Source organism: uncultured Arthrobacter sp., assembly GCF_947493765.1.
Lineage (GTDB): Bacteria > Actinomycetota > Actinomycetes > Actinomycetales > Micrococcaceae > Arthrobacter_D.
The window spans coordinates 17,523-32,973 of the sequence record NZ_CANLSZ010000004.1; the positions used below are offsets into that span (position 1 = coordinate 17,523).

Genomic DNA, 15,451 nt, shown 5'->3' on the forward strand with positions numbered 1-15,451 from the left:
CTCACCAGTTGCGCGCAGCCTACCGCCACCCCAACGCCGTCGAGGGACACACGATCGCCGGAAAAATCCTCGACTCTCTTCCGACCTGTACGGTTCCTGAAATCGCCCGGCTCGGCCGCACGCTCAAACGCTGGTCGAACGCGCTCCTGGCTTACTTCGACACCAACCGGTCCAACAACGGCGGCACCGAAGCCGTGAAGCGGCTCATCGAGCTCCACCGCCGGGTCCCCTCGAGGATTCAGGAACAGCGACACGTCCCGCCTACGCATGCTCCTCATCGGCGGCGGACCCACCCACCCCCACCTCACGTAAGAAGAGCCAGTAAATCTTCGTCCACAGGCAGGTACTCGATAGAAGAAGCAGGTAGTCCTCTCGCTACTTCGATCCAAGAGCCGGGTTTAAACGGGTACCTGTTACTCGTGATCGTCGGATGAACATCGCCTGAACTGGAATCAGTTGTTCAAGTCCAGTAAGAGGGTCCTGATGGTGAAATTCACAACGTCGTACGGTTGTGTGGCCGGAAAGGTGTCACGGCGAACCGCGAGGGCGTTCTCATGAAGATCGGTCTCATTACCGAGGGGACGTACCCGGCGGTGACCGGCGGCGTCAGCACCTGGTGCGATCAGCTCGTGAGCGGTCTGTCGGAGCATCAATTTGACATCGTAGCGCTGACCGGCAGCGGAGCCGACCAGTCCGTGTGGGAAATGCCTGACAATGTGCGTTCGGTTTGCTTGATCCCGGTGTGGGGTCCTCCTGTCGCCGCCTTGCGTCCCGGGTCACGGCGTCGGAGCTTGGTCGAGTCGACGCAGCAGGCGCTCGTTCAGCTCTGGGATGCCGCCCTGGGATCCGATGATTCGGACCCTGTGGCACGCATGTCGGAAGCCCTGCAGCATCTGGTGGGCATCAGCGATGCGGTAGGTCTGGCTCGCATCCTGGCGAGCAGGGGATCCGTGGCGCCCATCCTGAATGCCTGGGAGCGTCAGACCAATGGTTCGGGTGCGCCTCGCATGTCCGTTGCTGATGCGGTGCTGGCCGCCAGCATCGTCGATCGTGCCTTGGCCGTCGTCGACCATTGCATGGCGGAGGTGGATGTCCTCCATGCCACCAGCAACGGCTCCGCGGCCCTGTTAGCACTGGCTCAGTCGTGGCGGTACGGCACCCCGATTCTCCTGACGGAGCACGGTGTCTATCTGCGCGAGCGATACCTGGCGCTCCATGGGGCCAATGTGTCGTGGCCGGTGCGTCGCGCGGTGACTGCATTCCTCCGACGCCTGTGTCAGGTGGTCCATACGCAAGCGCACATGGTTCTCCCCGTGAATCAGTTCAATGCCCGCTGGGAGCGACAACTCGGTGCTGACCCGGACCGAATCTTCACCATTCCCAATGGCGTTGACCCGGCGAAATTCACTCCCGTCACATCTGAACCGGATGTGCCAACCGTCAGTTTCGTGGGCCGTATCGATCCACTCAAGGATCTGGAAACTCTCATTACTGCCTTTGCAAGTGTTCGTGCCCGAATTCCGAACGCACAATTGCGCCTTTTCGGTCCCACGCCTACCACCAACGCGTCGTACAAAAAGCGCCTCGTCGAATTGGCGAGCACTACCGGTGTGTCCGGTGCTGTTCATTGGGAAGGGCCCAGTAAGGGCAGCCGGCCCGCGATCGAAGCGGGGCATGTGGTTGCACTGTCCAGTGTGTCCGAAGGGCTCCCCTTCACCCTGATCGAGGCGATGATGTGCGGGAGGGCCACGGTGAACACTGATGTCGGGGGTGTGGCGGAATGCCTGGACGAGCAGCAGACAACCGGCCGACTGGTTCCGGCGAAGGATCCTGAGGCCTTTGCCGATGCGTGTGTCGAGCTGCTGACCGATCACGAGTCGAGGGCCCTCATGGGTGCCGCGGCTCGACGGCGGGCTCTCTCCGAGTTCACGCTCGATCGGTGCCTCGACCGTTACCGCGCGGCCTACACGGCAACTCACGACAGACGGTTGCTCTCGCAGGCACGCAGCGCCGACGCCGAAGTTATTCCTATCGGGGCGAGACACGCCGATGAACCTGTCATGGAGCTCTCAGCATGAGCACTGACAGCGTCTCCCTGCCGGCTTCAGGAGGCTCGTCGGCGGCTTCCAGTAACGATCATCTGACCCTCGATGCCGTTGACACCTTCGAGGTCAGTGCCCGTCTCGAAGCTTCCGGCGTCAGCGACCGTACCGTGCGTCGGCAATACGGAGCCTACGACGTCTTCGATTACGCGCAGTCCCTCCCCTGGGTTCGCCAGTTATCCGAGACTCCGGAGGTGCCGGGAAGTTGGGTGGGCCGCGAAGCCCTGCTCGGGGCCGCGCGTCGCGGCATCGTCCTGATCCTGGGCGCCATTCTCGGAGGCCTGACAGCCACCGGTCTGGCCGTGGAGACCAGCAGCATTCTCATCGCCGGTGTTGGTGCGTGGGTCATAGGCCAGGCTGTGTCGGGCATGGTCTGGACACACGCAGGTGCCGGAAATCTCCAGCGCGGCATTGCACGGGGCACGGGTGCCACCGTTTTCGTCGTGTCGATCCTCGCCTGTTACACGGCGGTTTCCCTCGCGCTCCCCGGTCACGACACGACCACGGCCGCCCTCACGACCGTATGGTGCCTGTACTCCTGCGTGGTGTCGATGCTCGTGATCCTCGGACGGTCCTGGTACCTGTTGATCGTCCTCGCAAGCGCAGCCGTGGCAATGACGCTGGCACTGGTGTTGGGCCGTGATGATGCGGTGACACACGTGACTCTCGTGGCCGGCACGGTGGTCGTGGCTTTCACCCTTGCCCTTATCGCTGTACTGCGCACCATCGACGAACGGCGTGTTCCTGATCGCAAGGACTGGAAGACGGCAGTGGCGCCGGCGGCGCAGGCAGGTTTCCTGGCTGCTGCCCTGGCAACCGCATTGACCCAACTGCCCGACTGGGAGGGAACCGCGCTCATCGTGGCCACCGTTGTAGCCGCTGCTGCCACCGATCCGGCCTTGGTTCTCATGCGTCAGCGGCTGGTGTGGTCCTCCACCCACACGCCGCTCCTCAGGCGCGCGGCAGCAAACGCCTGGTTCCTCACGCTGGGGATGTCGGGGGCCATCGTGATCGTGTCCGCAGCAGTGTCCATGCTGGTTGTCCTGCTTCTGGTAGAGGATACGCGGACCACCACCGTGCTTGTTGCCGCCGCCTTCAGTTCCCTGGCGACGACGTCGACAACGCTGAATGCCTTCGGTATGCCGCGCGGCGCGGTGCTCTTCGCCGGTGCGGCGTGCTTTGCTGCTCTGGTGTGGATCATCCTGGGGAATGCGCTCGGCGCACTGCTGACCGTCGTCTTCCTGGTCGCGGGCATCGTGATGTTGCTGGCGAGGGTCTCCGATCCGCGGGCGTACGCGTGAGATCCGCCCAACTTGCGCCTCCCTGGTACGTGCATCCCGCAGCCGAGCCTCAGGAATGGGCGTGGCTCGCAAACCAGCGCCGTGAGGTCTCGTTCGCCGTCATGAACGTTCACGACGGGCCAGGTCAGGACGGTGACGCATACTATCCAGCTGCGTTGGCCGAACTGCAGAACATCCAGCTTCTGGGATATGTTCCGGTCTCCTACGGCGAGCGGTCCGTGGCGGAGGTAGCTCGCGACATCGCAGCTTGGCGAACGTTCTACGGGATGACGGGAATCATGCTCGATGAGCTGCCTACCTCGCCGCAGAGCCTGGCGCGCTGCGGCGAGTACGCTGCTGCGGCACGGGAGGCGGGAGTCTCCTTCCTTGTAGCCAACCCCGGCGTCTTCCCCACGTCGGAACATCTGGACCTCCTCGACGTGACCTGCGTCTTCGAGGGCACCGCCGCAACCTATACGGACTTCGAACACCCGGACTGGGCGCGAGATGTTCCGCCGTCCCGGCTGTGGCATCTCGTCTACGGCTGCGAACCCGAGCAGATCGACGCCGTCACTTCCGGTGCGATCGAACGAGGTGCCGGACACGTCTTCGCAACTGATCGCTCGCTGCCCAACCCCTGGCTCGGGCTTCCAAGGGTTCTCTCGGCCGAACTCCGGTTCGAGCTGCAACCAGCACAACAGTGACGACGCGGCGATGGCGGACCGAGCTCGCATCAACGCTCCTGATAGCACTGGTCGCCTGCGCTCCGGCGGGCAACGGTGCTCCTCCGTCAGCAACTCCCCCTGCCTCGCTCTGGTCGCCCTCCCCGTCCGCGACCTGGCAGTGGCAACTCAGCGGTGGCCTGGATTTGAAGGTGGACGCGGACCTCTTCGATCTGGATTATGAAACCACGACTAGCGCCGAAACGGACGAGCTGAAGCGCGATGGCCGGCACCTCATCTGTTACCTCTCCGCGGGTTCCGTGGAGGAGTATCGCGATGACGCCGACGCGTTCCCGCCCTCGGTGGTGGGGGAGGTCATGTCCGGTTGGGCGGACGAACGATGGCTCGACATCCGCCGAACGGAAGTTCTGCTGCCGATCATGGCAGCCCGTATGGACATCTGCGCCGACAAAGGCTTCGACGCCGTCGAGCCCGACAACGTTGACGGCTATGTGAACGACACCGGCTTTCCGCTGACCGCCGCTGACCAGCTCACCTACAACCGGGCGGTTGCTGATTTGGCGCATGCCCGGGGGTTGTCCGTGGCGTTGAAGAACGACGTCGACCAAATTCCCGAACTCGTTGACACCTTCGACTTCGCCGTCAACGAGGAATGCATCCGCTACGCCGAATGCGACCAGTACGAGCCCTTCGTCGACGCGGGCAAGGCCGTGTTGCATGTCGAGTACGAGGGGCCCCTCGACTTCTGCGCCGAATCAAGACGCTACGGATTGTCCTCAATGCTCAAACCGGCGGAACTCACGGCCTCCAGGCAGCCCTGCTGAGTAATTCTGCCGTCGCTCGGTCTTTTACAAGTTCCTTATGTCCGATAGATGATGCATGAGGTCCGCCGATTTCGTTAGTTGATGAGAGTGCAATTCAGTACCGCGGTTGCGGTGTCTTCGAGGCTGGTCCTATGTGCTCGGGCGTGTCGCTCAGTACCCCCGCCGCAGTCAAGGAGAGCCGGTTTGTGGGTGTGATCGGGGCTTGATGGCTGCCTGATGATGTCGATTCTGGCATGTGGAAACGACTTCGTAGCCCCTGCTACACGAAGGCGGACAGCTGGTACGAGCCCGCTGGGCCTCAGGTTCAGCCGAGGCCCAGCGCATAGGCGTTCCAGGCGCGGATGGTCGCGTGGTGCTCGGCCCATGCCTCCCACACCTGGCGGGCCCACTCCCGGACCAGCCGCTGGTGCTGGGCTGCGTCCTGCGCGGTGAGCACGTCCGCCACCGTCAACAGGTCGTACCGGTGCGGAGGCGCCAGCCAGCTGAAATCGGGGCGGGTTGCCATCATCCGCTGGTGCAGGGCCGGGCCCTCGGCCGGGTCGACACCGTCCTCGACGAACAGGCACAGGGTCATCAGGCACAGGCCGACCAGCTGCACGTCTCGACGACCGGTCAGCCCCGCGTGCTGGGCCGTATAGGCATCGACGACGAGCTGGTGCACCCTGCGGTAGTCGGCGTCGGCATAGGACCGCGCCAGCAGTTCTCCGTACAGGGACCAGCAGGCGTCGGACGCAGTGTGGCGCTCCGGCGCGGGAGCCGGCGGAGGACCTGCAGGTCGTAAGGCGGTCAGACCGCAGCCCGGGCACGTGCTGCCGAGCATGTTGTCACCGCCCTCGCCGGTCAGGGGTGGACCTCCTGCAGGACCCGGACCCACGTGCGCACCACCGCGTGATGCTCGGCCCAGGCGGCCCAGGCCGACTCGAACCAGGCTGCAGCCACCGACTCCTGCTCCGCCGTCGTCCGTACACCGTCGAGATCAGCGATGGTCACCGGGCCCTGACGGCGCGGCGGCTCCAGGTAGGGCCAGTCGCTCAGACCGACTCGCGGCAGGACGACGTCGCTGGTGCGCCCGCGGCGCGCCGCAGCCGCCTCGGGACGCTGCCCGAACTCGAGCAGTGAGCAGAGCGTGATGAGGTGGACGGCGACGGACTGGCGCTGGCGTCGGTCGTGCTGGGCGCCTCCGGCGTGCTGGACGGCGTAGGCGTCGACATGGTGCCACGGGGCCGGGCCCGCAAGAGGATCCGCGTACCAGCGTGCCACGACACCTCCGTATATCTGCCAGCAGCCGGGCGAAGCCTGCATGTAGGGATGGGCGGGCCCGGAAACGTCCGGGACGAGGCCGCCGCATCCGGCGCACGGCAGGACCGGGGAGCCCTGGCTCGGCACCGCACCCTGCTGCTCCATGGCGTCACCGTCCATCTGCATCGACACCGGCCAACTCCCTAGTTCTCCGGATCGGCGAGGAATGCTGCGGGAACCAGGTCTGCACCCACCACATCTTCCAGCATGCCCCGCTCGATAGGCATGCCGCGCCGTAGAACGCTGATCTCTCCGGTCGATTCCAGGATCACACAGGCCACTTCCGACCAACTGCGGATGCCGGCCAGGCGCAATCGCGCGGTGATCTCGTGCTCGGCGACATGGGTGCGCCGCAGGTTCGCCATCACGATGCGCTCTCCTGCCATGAGCACATACGCCCTGTTGCTGACCGCATTCAGTCCCCTCGGGAAGCGGCGCACCTGCCCTGTGACTGCCTGCAGCACCAGCAGGGTGACCACCCCCAGAGTGCCCGCCACCAGCGTCGGGGTGTAGCCGAGGATCGCGCGACCGATCACGGCTCCGAGTGCCACCGCTGCGGCGAGATCGAAACTGGACAGGCGCGCCATCGTCCGTTGCCCCATGGCCCTGATGAGGGTCAGCATGAGCAGATACAGACCGACGGTGGAGACCACGACCCGGAGGGCGTCGGCCCATGTCAGTCCCATCTCGTGCCACATGAACGCCCCTTCCTCAGGCGGTTCAGCCTAATCGACCCGTCCCGAATCGCAGCCGAGGATCGACGACGCCGCCGTACAGGGGCGTCGTCGACTGCGCCGGGTGCACGCATCCTTGGCAGGAGGACGAATGACGCGGAGCATATGCCGGCCCGCCGGCATCCGGCATACTGCGGACCTACGGTGCACGCAGGTGGGCCAGCGTCAGTCCGATGGGGATGCTCGTGAGGATCACGACGAGCAGGATCCGGTAGGTCCACAGCGCCCACGCGGGCCCCTGCCCTTCCCCCGCACGGTCCTGATCAGCAACGCGAGGGCGACCACAAGCAACGCTCCACCGGCGTCGACGATCACGCGGAACGCACTCGAGCCTGTCCATCGGAGGCGCTCAGAATCAATGCCGGTCATGCTGCGGATCTACAGCTTTTCTACGAAACGTAGAATGAGTGCGTGGCTACCATTCGAGCTGACCTGCAGGACCGCGACGACGTCGAGACCCTCCTCACCGCGTTCTACCGGCGCGCCTTCGCCGACGAGCTGCTGGGGCCGATCTTCGTGGACGTGGCCCGGATGGATCTCCAGGCGCACCTGCCGATCATCTGCGACTTCTGGGAGACCGTGCTGTTCAAGGCCGGGCTCTACCGTCGTAATGCCCTCGAACCGCATCTGAACCTTCACCGGCAGATCCCGCTGACAGCCGCGCACTTCGAGCGCTGGCTGACACTGTGGTCGGCGACGCTCGACGAGTACTACGCCGGGCCGAAGGCCGAGCTGGCCAAGGTGCAGGCCTCCCGTATCGCCCTGTCCATGCGTCGGCGGTTGCAGGGCCGCTCCGGCAGCGCGATGGAGACGATCAGTATCGGGGAGCCTCCGGCACCGGAGGGGTGACCCGAGCCGATCGGGGCCAGCGGCGAAGCACCGGCCCTAGCATGGAGGGACGCCACGGAAAGGAACACTCATCATGTCCTCAGCAATCGTCGTCCAGCAGTCCGGCGGACCCGAGGTTCTCACCCTCGCCTCCGCCGACCGGCCGGAACCGGGTCCCGGCCAGCTCCTCGTGAAGGTCGCCGCCGCCGGAGTCAACTTCATCGAGACCTACCAGCGCAGCGGCGTGTACCCCGTGGAGCACCCGTTCACCCCGGGAGCCGAGGCCGCCGGGACCGTCGAAGCCGTCGGTGAGGGCGTCACCGACTACAGCGCGGGAGACCGCGTGGCCTTCGCCGAGGGCAAGGGAACCTACGCCGAGTATGCACTCATCGACGCCGACCGCGCCCTGCCCGTGCCCGACGGCGTCGACCTCGAGACCGCGGCGGCACTGCCCCTCCAGGGCATGACCGCGCACTACCTCATCAACTCGACCTTCGAGGTGCAGCCGGACCATACGGTGCTCGTCCACGCCGGCGCCGGCGGCGTGGGGCTGCTCATCATCCAGCTCCTCAAGGCCAAGGGCGCCCGCGTGTTCACCACCGTGTCCACCCCCGAGAAGGAGGACCTGGCCCGCGGAGCCGGCGCCGACGAGGTGCTCGGCTACGAGGGCTTCGCGGATGCCGTCACGTCGCTGACCGACGGCGTGGGCGTGGACGTGGTGTACGACGGCGTGGGCAGGGCGACCTTCGACGAGTCGCTGCGCTCGCTGCGGATCCGGGGCACCATGGTGCTCTTCGGTGGGGCCTCCGGTCCCGTGCCGCCGGTCGATCCGCAGCTGCTGAACAGCAGCGGCGGGCTCTACCTCACGCGCCCGTCGATCGTGCACTACGTGCGCACCCCCGAGGAGCGCCGCTGGCGGTCCTCCGAACTCTTCGACGCCGTCCTGGCCGGGAAGCTCGACGTGCGGATCGGAGCCCGCTACGCGCTGGGCGACGCAGCCCAGGCGCACGAGGATCTCGAGGGCCGGAAGACCACGGGCAAGGTTCTGCTGGTCCCCTAGAACGCGAACATTGCCCGGACCCGGGGGCAACCCCGGGTCCGGGCGGTGATTTAACGGTGCTGCGTCAGCGCTGGACGGCCCCGAACCGCTCACCCGCGAGCGCCACCGCGGCATCGCGTGCAGCGCTGGCCTCCTCGGCCGTCAGCGTCCGGTCGGGCGCCCGGAAGCGCAGGGCGAAGGCGAGCGAGGTGCTGCCCTCGGCGATACCGGGGCCGGTGTAGACGTCGAACAGGCTGACGTCCTCGAGCAGATCGCCCGCACCCTCCCGCAGGGTCTCCAGCACGTCGCCGGCGACGACGGCGGAGTCCACCACGAGCGCCACGTCCTGCGTCGCCGTCGGATACGTGGACAGCGAGCGCGCCACGATGATGTCGGCAGCAGCGTCGAACAGGCGGTCGACGTCGATCTCGAACGCCACCGTCCGGGCCGGCAGATCGTGGGATGCGCTGACCTTCGGGTGCAGTTCCCCGGCGTGACCGAGCACCTCACCGCTGCGCAGCACGAACTCCGCGGTCCGTCCGGGGTGGAACGCCTGGTGAGTCCCCTGCCGCACCACCACGTCCACGCCGGTCACGCTTCCCATGAGCTGCACGACGTCGACGGCGTCGGCCCAGTCCCAGGCCCGCGCCTCCACTCCGGCGGACGGCGGCACCTCGAGGCCCGTGAACAGCCCGGCGATGACCTGCGGCTGGTGCGGGATCCCCTCGTACAGGGCGTCGAGGACGTCGTCGTCGGGCTTGATGCCCAGCGGCGGGATGGTCGGCGTGCCCATCTGCTCACCCGGCAGGAAGACGGACCCGGACTCGAACAGGGCGAGATCGCGGAAGCCCCGCGAGTGGTTCCGCTTGGCCACCTCGATGAGGCCGGGCAGGACGGACCGGCGCAGGTACGCGCGCTCCGCACTGAGCGGATTGGCGAGCCGGACCGCCGGTGCGGCTGCGCCCTCCTCGGACGTGCCGAAGAGCGTGTTGGCCTGCTCGCTGACGAACGGGTAGGACAGCACCTCGGTGAGCCCCGCCGCCGCGAGGGCGTTCAGGAGGCGCCGGCGCTGCTGCTGCACACGCGTCAGACCACGGCCGGGAGGCGCCACGGGAAGCGTGGACGGGATGGTGCTGTACCCCACGAGGCGGATGATCTCCTCGGTGAGGTCCTCGCGCGTCTCCAGGTCCGAGCGCCAGCTCGGCGCCGTGACGCGCCAGCCGCCGTCGACGGGCTCCACCACGGCACCGAGATCGGTGAGCGTGCCGGTGATCTGGTCCCCGGTGAACTCGCGGCCGATCAGGCGCGCCGGGAAGTCGGCGGCCAGCTCGATGACGCGCGGCTCCGGCGCCTGCCCGACGTCGGTCACGGCGTCGTCGGCCGTGCCGCCGGCGAGCTCGAGGAGGAGATCGACGGCGCGCTGGGCTGCGACGTCGGCGATCTGCCAGTCGACATCGCGCTCGAAGCGCCTCGAGGCTTCCGACGGCAGTTTGTGACGGCGCCGGGAGCGGCCGATGCTCACGGGGTCGAAGTGGGCGGACTCGATGACGATGTCGGCGGTCCTGTCCGAGACCTCGGTGGACGCACCGCCCATGACACCGGCGATGCCGATGGGCCCGGAGGCGTCGGTGATGAGCAGGTCCCCGACGTCGAGCGCGCGCTCCCTGTCGTCGAGGGTCCGCAGCGTCTCACCCTCGGCGGCGCGGCGCACCTCGATCTCACCGGAGAGCGTGTCGCGGTCGTAGAAGTGCAGGGGCTGACCGAGCTCGAGCATCACGTAGTTGGAGATGTCCACCACGAGCGAGATGGACCGGATGCCGGCCAGGCGCAGGCGCGCGGACATCCACGGCGGGGTGGGGCGGGTAGGGTCGACGCCGCGCACGGTGCGGGCCACGAACCGGTCGCAGCCGTCCACGCCGTAGATGGGAGCCTCGTCGGCGAGGCGCACCGGGTACCCCTCACCCGCGGCGGCGGGCACGACGACGGCGTCGGCCGGGTCGGTAAAGGCCGTCCCGGTGGCGTGGGCGTACTCGCGCGCCACCCCGCGGATGGAGAAGCAGTAGCCGCGATCCGGTGTCACATTGATCTCGGCGGCCTCGTCGTACAGGCCGAGGAGCTCCATGGCGTCCTCACCCACCTCGGGGTCCAGCCCGAGCGTGGAGAGCACGAGGATGCCGTCGTGGTCCTCCCCGATGCCGAGCTCCTTCACCGATGCGATCATGCCGGCCGAGACGTGGCCGTAGGTCTTGCGGGGGCTGATGCGGAAGTCACCGGGCAGGACGGCGCCGGGCAGCGTCACCACCACCTTGTCGCCCTCCTCGAAGTTGTGCGCGCCGCAGACGACGCCCTGCACGCCCGAGGGGTCGATGCCCTCGCCCGTGAGGGTCTGCTCCTCACCCTCGGGCACCACGCGGACCTGGCACCAGTTGATGGTCTTGCCGTTGGTCTGGGGCTCCGCGATCCTGCTGAGCACCTGGCCGACGACGACGGGTCCGCTGAGCTCGTCGGTGGGCCGGTGGACGTCCTCCTCCTCGAGGCCCACCTTCACGAGCTCGGCCATCACGTCTTCCGCGGTAGCGTCCGCGGGCACGGCTGCGTACTCGCGCAGCCAGGACAGTGGGATTCTCATCTAGATCTCCATCCCGAAGTGGTCGCTGAAACGGACGTCGCCCTCGATCATGTCGTGCATGTCGACGACGTCGTTGCGGAACATGAGCGCCCGCTCGATCCCCATCCCGAAGGCGAAACCGGAGTAGACCTCCGGGTCGATGCCGGTGGCCCGCAGCACGTTCGGGTTGACCATGCCGCAGCCGCCCCACTCGATCCAGCGCGCGCCGCCCTTGGCGCCCGGGTGCCAGATGTCGAGCTCGGCGCTCGGCTCGGTGAAGGGGAAGAAGTTGGGGCGCAGCCGTACCTTGGCCTCGTCGCCGAAGAGTTGCTGCGTGAAGTACTCAAGCGTTCCCACGAGATCGGCCATGGTGAGGCCCTTGTCGATCGCGAGGCCCTCGAACTGGTGGAAGACCGGGGTGTGCGTGGCGTCGAGCTCGTCGGTGCGGAACACCTTGCCCGGACACAGCACGTAGATGGGCAGCTCACGCTCGAGCATCGACCGGATCTGCACGGGCGAGGTGTGCGTGCGCAGCACGAGGTGCGCGTCGAGGGGCTCCACGAAGAAGGTGTCCTGCATCTCGCGTGCCGGGTGGTCCGGCTTGAAGTTCAGGGCGTCGAAGTTCAGCCACTCCGATTCGAGCTCGGGCCCCTCGGCGATCTCCCAGCCCATGCTGACGAAGACGTCGCTGACCCGCTCCTGCAGCGTGGAGAGTGGATGGCGCGCCCCGTGCCGCCGACGGCGGGGGGCTGCCGTCACGTCGACGGCCTCCTCGACGAGGATCCGCGCGTCGCGCTCGGCCTCGAGCTCCGCGGTCCGGGTGGTGAGCGCCTGGTTGATCCGGCCACGTGCCGGGCCGATGTTCTTGCCCGCCGCCGACTTCTGCTCCTTCGGCAGCGCCCCGATCCCCCGGTTCGCCAGACTCAGGGGCGACTTCTCGCCGGTGTGCGCGATCCGGACCGCCTTGAGCCCGTCCAGGTCTGCCGCGGCGGCGATGGCGGCCAGCGCGGTGTCGACGGCGCCCGTGACGGACGCCGGATCCAGCGGATCGGGAACCGACGCCTCGGGGCCGGTGTGCCCGGGGTTCTCTGGGGTTTCGGTCATGGAGGTGGGATACCTTGCACTCTCGGGAAGGCCGCGATGGCTCCACTGCGGGAGCCACTGCCGACGGGAACAGGAAAACGGGAAGGAACCGGTCCACGGCGGGGCCGCTCCGGCGTGTCAAGTCTAGGCGACCGGGTCGACGGCGCCGCAACCGTGGGGCGGGTCCCTCCAGGGCGCGCCCGGAGCGTCACTAGGATGAGCGCATGCAGCGACGGTTCGTTCCCCTCCTCAACTGGGTCAATCTGTCCACGCCCGTCGGCCTGGCGGTGGCCCGGCTGTCCGGCTGCCGGATCTCCTCCGGCCCGCACGGCCTGCTGCTGGCCGAGGGGTATCGCCGGAGATTGCCCAAAGCCCGGGCGTTCACGATCGGCAGCGTGGTGCTGCTCCGCGGCAGCGTTCCGCGGCGGGCACACGCCGGCTTCACCCGGCTGCTCGAGCACGAGGCGCGCCACACACACCAGTACGCCGCCTGCCTGGGCCTGCCGTTCCTTCCCGCCTATCTGCTGGCGGCCGGCTACTCAGTGCTGCGCACGGGCGACCCGGCGTCGCGCAATGCGTTCGAGCGCCGCGCGGGACTGGCCGACGGCGGCTACATGGAGCGTCCGGCGCGGCCCCTCAGCGCGGCGCTACCTGTCCTGCGCGGACGGAGGTCCCCCGTCAGTGCTCCGCGCCGGCGGTGACGCGGAGGTCACGCGTGGTGCTCGCCGTCGTCGTCGCGATGGCCACGAGCCCGGCCGCCATGGCGTCGATCGACAGGCCCGGCTGACCGTTCGCCCGCCCCTGCTCGAGGGAGTACGGCACGTGGATGAACCCGCCCCTCACCTCGGGGCGGTCCGCGAGGCGGTGCATGAGCCCGTAGAAGAGATGGTTGCAGACGTAGGTTCCCGCTGTCTGGGACACCTCGGCCGGGATGTCGAGGGCGTGCAGCGCCTGCGCACAGGCCTTGATGGGCAGCGTGGAGAAGTACGCGGCCGGCCCGCCGTCCACCACGGGATCGTCGATGGGCTGCCGGCCGGCGTTGTCCGGGATCCGCGCATCGTCCACGTTGATCGCCACGCGCTCCAGCGAGATGCGGTCCCGGCCGCCCGCCTGCCCCACGCAGAGGACCGTGTCGGGACGGTGTTCGGCGAGGGCGGCGTCCAGCACGTCGAGACCGGCTCCGAAGACGCACGGGATCTCGGTCGCGACGGCCTCGTGCCCCTGCGCCCGCAGGAGCTCGGAGGCCTGGCGCGCTGCGAGCCAGGACGGATTGGTGGCCTCTCCGCCGAAGGGTTCGAAGCCGGTCAGCAGGATCATCCGCCCAGCCTAGGACAGGCGGACAGATCCTGACAGCACACTAGAACACGTGTTCTAATAGTTTCATGCGGTGGCAGGAGCAGCAGATTTCGGACGACGGCGACGCAGCCGCCTCGCCCGCGCTGCTGCCCCTGGCCGGTCTCGTCCGCTCCGTGCGGACCCCGGAGTTCGGCGGGATCACCTTCCACGAGGTCGCCGCGAAGTCGGTGCTGAACCGGGTACCGCCCACGTCGTCCATGCCCTTCTCCTGGACCATCAACCCCTTCCGGGGGTGCTCCCACGCCTGCGTGTACTGCTTCGCCCGCAAGACGCACACCTATCTCGATCTCGACACCGGGCTCGACTTCGACGCCCAGCTCGTGGTGAAGATCAACGCCGCGGAGGTGCTCAGGCGCGAACTGGCCCGCCCGTCCTGGAAGCACGAGCACGTGGCCCTCGGCACGAACACCGACCCCTACCAGCGCGCCGAGGGCCGGTACCGGCTCATGCCGGGCATCATCACGGCACTCGCCGAGTCGGGTACCCCGTTCTCCATCCTGACGAAGGGCACCCTGCTGGCCCGCGACATCCCCCTGCTCAGCGAGGCGTCGCGATCTGTGAGCGTCGGCATGGGCATCTCCCTGGCCCTCGTGGACCCGGCCCTCGCCGAGGCGATCGAGCCCGGGACGCCCTCCCCGAAAGCGCGGCTCGGCCTGATCTCCCGACTGCGCGAGGCAGGTCTGCCGTGCAACGTCATGGCCATGCCGATTCTCCCCTGGCTGACCGACGGCGACGAGAGCCTCGACCGGTTGTTCGGTGCGCTCGTCGCGGCGGGCGCCACCGGCGTGAGCGCAGGTCCCCTCCACCTGCGCCCCGGCTCACGGGAGTGGTTCATGCAGTGGCTCGCGCGTCACTACCCGCTCCTCGTGCCCAAGTACGAGCAGCTGTACAGCGGGGGCAGCTACGCGTCCCAGGAGTACCGGGACTGGCTCACCGGGAGGATCAGGATCTTCCGGGCGAGGCACGGCCTGTCCGCCGGTGCCGGCTTCTTCCGCAACCTGTCGCCCGTCCCGGGCGGGGCGAAGGCAGCCGGGACCTCCGTGCTCCCCGCGGGCGTGCCGGTCGCACCGGCTCAGGCTTCTCTCTTCTGATCAGGCAGCGCTGCGTCCGGGCCGGGAAGCAGCGCACGGAGCGCGGTGAGGATGGGCCTGTCGGCGGGGATCCAGGGGAGATCCTCCACCGCGGTGCCCTCGGTCAGGCCCACCCACCGCAGCTCGTCGTGGTCCTGCAGCGCCGCGGGCCGGCCGTCGGTCACCTCGGCGAACCACACGCGCATCGCGGCCCTCCCGTTCAGCGGCCACCCCTGCTCGCCCGGCCCCTCGATCTCCCTGCCGAGCCGGACGGCGATGCCCAGTTCCTCGTCGAGCTCGCGGTGCAGAGCCTCCTCGCAGCTCTCGCCCGCCTCGACCTTCCCGCCCGGGAACTCCCAGAGACCGGCGAGCTGGGGCGGGGACGAGCGCCGGGCCACGAGGAGACGCGTGGGCAGCTCAAGGGAGTCGACGACGGCCGCTCCGACGATCTGGAGGAGCGGTCCTGGGACTGGGGTGGTCACCGATCGAGTCTAGCGAGGGCGGGCCGATGATCACCCGAGGGTGCTGACGGCTAGTGTTGCTCA

At 67.9% G+C, this 15,451-nt stretch carries 16 protein-coding genes; 9 read left to right on the forward strand and 7 right to left on the reverse strand.

The features are described from left to right. Positions 1-8: 8 nt before the first annotated feature. From Q0747_RS07235 to Q0747_RS07255, 5 genes are all read left to right on the forward strand, one after another. Positions 9-434, forward strand: a complete 426-nt coding sequence (locus Q0747_RS07235) for a transposase (RefSeq protein ID WP_298253114.1) — start codon at positions 9-11, stop codon at positions 432-434. A 120-nt stretch (positions 435-554) separates the two neighbouring features. After that, complete coding sequence (gene pelF, locus Q0747_RS07240) at positions 555-2,078, forward strand: GT4 family glycosyltransferase PelF (protein ID WP_298253116.1); 1,524 nt, start codon at positions 555-557, stop codon at positions 2,076-2,078. Next, on the forward strand, positions 2,075-3,403 hold the full coding sequence (locus Q0747_RS07245; RefSeq protein ID WP_298253117.1) for a hypothetical protein: 1,329 nt from the start codon (positions 2,075-2,077) through the stop codon (positions 3,401-3,403). Before pelF ends, Q0747_RS07245 begins: the two co-directional genes overlap by 4 nt. 29 nt (positions 3,404-3,432) lie before the next feature. Next, the gene (locus Q0747_RS07250; protein ID WP_298253729.1) at positions 3,433-4,086 is read left to right on the forward strand and encodes a spherulation-specific family 4 protein; all 654 of its coding nucleotides are present in this window, start codon (positions 3,433-3,435) and stop codon (positions 4,084-4,086) included. Then, entirely contained in the window at positions 4,083-4,889 is an 807-nt protein-coding gene (locus Q0747_RS07255) for an endo alpha-1,4 polygalactosaminidase (protein ID WP_298253119.1), read from the forward strand. Before Q0747_RS07250 ends, Q0747_RS07255 begins: the two co-directional genes overlap by 4 nt. 304 nt (positions 4,890-5,193) lie before the next feature. Here Q0747_RS07255 and Q0747_RS07260 read toward each other — a convergent pair whose 3' ends face one another. Genes Q0747_RS07260 through Q0747_RS07270 form a run of 3 tightly spaced genes read right to left on the reverse strand, consistent with a single transcriptional unit; the run spans position 5,194 to position 6,841 of the window. Beyond that, complete coding sequence (locus tag Q0747_RS07260) at positions 5,194-5,709, reverse strand: DUF5946 family protein (protein WP_298253121.1); 516 nt, start codon at positions 5,707-5,709, stop codon at positions 5,194-5,196. A 20-nt stretch (positions 5,710-5,729) separates the two neighbouring features. After that, positions 5,730-6,314 (reverse strand): DUF5946 family protein, encoded by a 585-nt coding sequence (locus Q0747_RS07265; protein ID WP_298253731.1) that lies wholly within the window; start codon positions 6,312-6,314, stop codon positions 5,730-5,732. 17 nt (positions 6,315-6,331) lie between these two features. Next, positions 6,332-6,841 (reverse strand): DUF421 domain-containing protein, encoded by a 510-nt coding sequence (locus Q0747_RS07270; protein WP_298253123.1) that lies wholly within the window; start codon positions 6,839-6,841, stop codon positions 6,332-6,334. Positions 6,842-7,333: 492 nt separating this feature from the next. Here Q0747_RS07270 and Q0747_RS07275 point away from each other — a divergent pair, with 492 nt between their 5' ends. Together Q0747_RS07275 and Q0747_RS07280 are read left to right on the forward strand one after the other, a co-directional pair. Next, complete coding sequence (locus tag Q0747_RS07275) at positions 7,334-7,771, forward strand: group III truncated hemoglobin (protein ID WP_298253125.1); 438 nt, start codon at positions 7,334-7,336, stop codon at positions 7,769-7,771. A 73-nt stretch (positions 7,772-7,844) separates the two neighbouring features. Further along, on the forward strand, positions 7,845-8,810 hold the full coding sequence (locus Q0747_RS07280; protein ID WP_298253128.1) for a quinone oxidoreductase: 966 nt from the start codon (positions 7,845-7,847) through the stop codon (positions 8,808-8,810). 64 nt (positions 8,811-8,874) lie between these two features. On the opposite strand, the gene pheT is transcribed toward Q0747_RS07280, so the two are convergent. Both pheT and pheS read right to left on the reverse strand, forming a co-directional pair. Next, positions 8,875-11,418: a phenylalanine--tRNA ligase subunit beta gene (gene pheT / locus Q0747_RS07285; RefSeq protein ID WP_298253130.1), complete on the reverse strand. Its 2,544-nt coding sequence runs from the start codon at positions 11,416-11,418 to the stop codon at positions 8,875-8,877. After that, entirely contained in the window at positions 11,419-12,501 is a 1,083-nt protein-coding gene (gene pheS, locus Q0747_RS07290) for a phenylalanine--tRNA ligase subunit alpha (protein WP_298253131.1), read from the reverse strand. A gap of 203 nt (positions 12,502-12,704) precedes the next feature. On the opposite strand from pheS, the gene Q0747_RS07295 reads away from it, so the two are divergent. Next, positions 12,705-13,181 carry a DUF4157 domain-containing protein gene (locus tag Q0747_RS07295; RefSeq protein ID WP_298253133.1) on the forward strand — a complete coding sequence of 159 codons (477 nt, stop codon included), beginning with the start codon at positions 12,705-12,707 and terminating at the stop codon, positions 13,179-13,181. On the opposite strand, the gene pcp is transcribed toward Q0747_RS07295, so the two are convergent. Beyond that, on the reverse strand, positions 13,159-13,797 hold the full coding sequence (pcp, locus tag Q0747_RS07300) for a pyroglutamyl-peptidase I (RefSeq protein ID WP_298253135.1): 639 nt from the start codon (positions 13,795-13,797) through the stop codon (positions 13,159-13,161). The two genes, Q0747_RS07295 and pcp, sit on opposite strands and share 23 nt — an antisense overlap. A 65-nt stretch (positions 13,798-13,862) precedes the next feature. On the opposite strand from pcp, the gene Q0747_RS07305 reads away from it, so the two are divergent. Beyond that, positions 13,863-14,927: an Rv2578c family radical SAM protein gene (locus Q0747_RS07305; protein WP_298253137.1), complete on the forward strand. Its 1,065-nt coding sequence runs from the start codon at positions 13,863-13,865 to the stop codon at positions 14,925-14,927. Here the strand turns inward: Q0747_RS07305 and Q0747_RS07310 are convergent. Then, on the reverse strand, positions 14,909-15,388 hold the full coding sequence (locus tag Q0747_RS07310; protein ID WP_298253139.1) for a (deoxy)nucleoside triphosphate pyrophosphohydrolase: 480 nt from the start codon (positions 15,386-15,388) through the stop codon (positions 14,909-14,911). The two genes, Q0747_RS07305 and Q0747_RS07310, sit on opposite strands and share 19 nt — an antisense overlap. Between the last annotated feature and the right edge of the window lie 63 nt (positions 15,389-15,451).

Bases quoted from the DNA above. Each gene is read 5' to 3' on its own strand.
- pelF (WP_298253116.1), top strand. From the start codon at position 555: ATGAAGATCGGTCTCATTACCGAGGGGACGTACCCGGCGGTGACCGGC.
- Q0747_RS07245 (WP_298253117.1), top strand. From the start codon at position 2,075: ATGAGCACTGACAGCGTCTCCCTGCCGGCTTCAGGAGGCTCGTCGGCG.
- Q0747_RS07260 (WP_298253121.1), bottom strand. From the start codon at position 5,709: ATGCTCGGCAGCACGTGCCCGGGCTGCGGTCTGACCGCCTTACGACCT.
- Q0747_RS07265 (WP_298253731.1), bottom strand. From the start codon at position 6,314: ATGCAGATGGACGGTGACGCCATGGAGCAGCAGGGTGCGGTGCCGAGC.
- Q0747_RS07280 (WP_298253128.1), top strand. From the start codon at position 7,845: ATGTCCTCAGCAATCGTCGTCCAGCAGTCCGGCGGACCCGAGGTTCTC.
- pheT (WP_298253130.1), bottom strand. From the start codon at position 11,418: ATGAGAATCCCACTGTCCTGGCTGCGCGAGTACGCAGCCGTGCCCGCG.
- pheS (WP_298253131.1), bottom strand. From the start codon at position 12,501: ATGACCGAAACCCCAGAGAACCCCGGGCACACCGGCCCCGAGGCGTCG.
- Q0747_RS07295 (WP_298253133.1), top strand. From the start codon at position 12,705: ATGCAGCGACGGTTCGTTCCCCTCCTCAACTGGGTCAATCTGTCCACG.
- pcp (WP_298253135.1), bottom strand. From the start codon at position 13,797: ATGATCCTGCTGACCGGCTTCGAACCCTTCGGCGGAGAGGCCACCAAT.
- Q0747_RS07305 (WP_298253137.1), top strand. From the start codon at position 13,863: ATGCGGTGGCAGGAGCAGCAGATTTCGGACGACGGCGACGCAGCCGCC.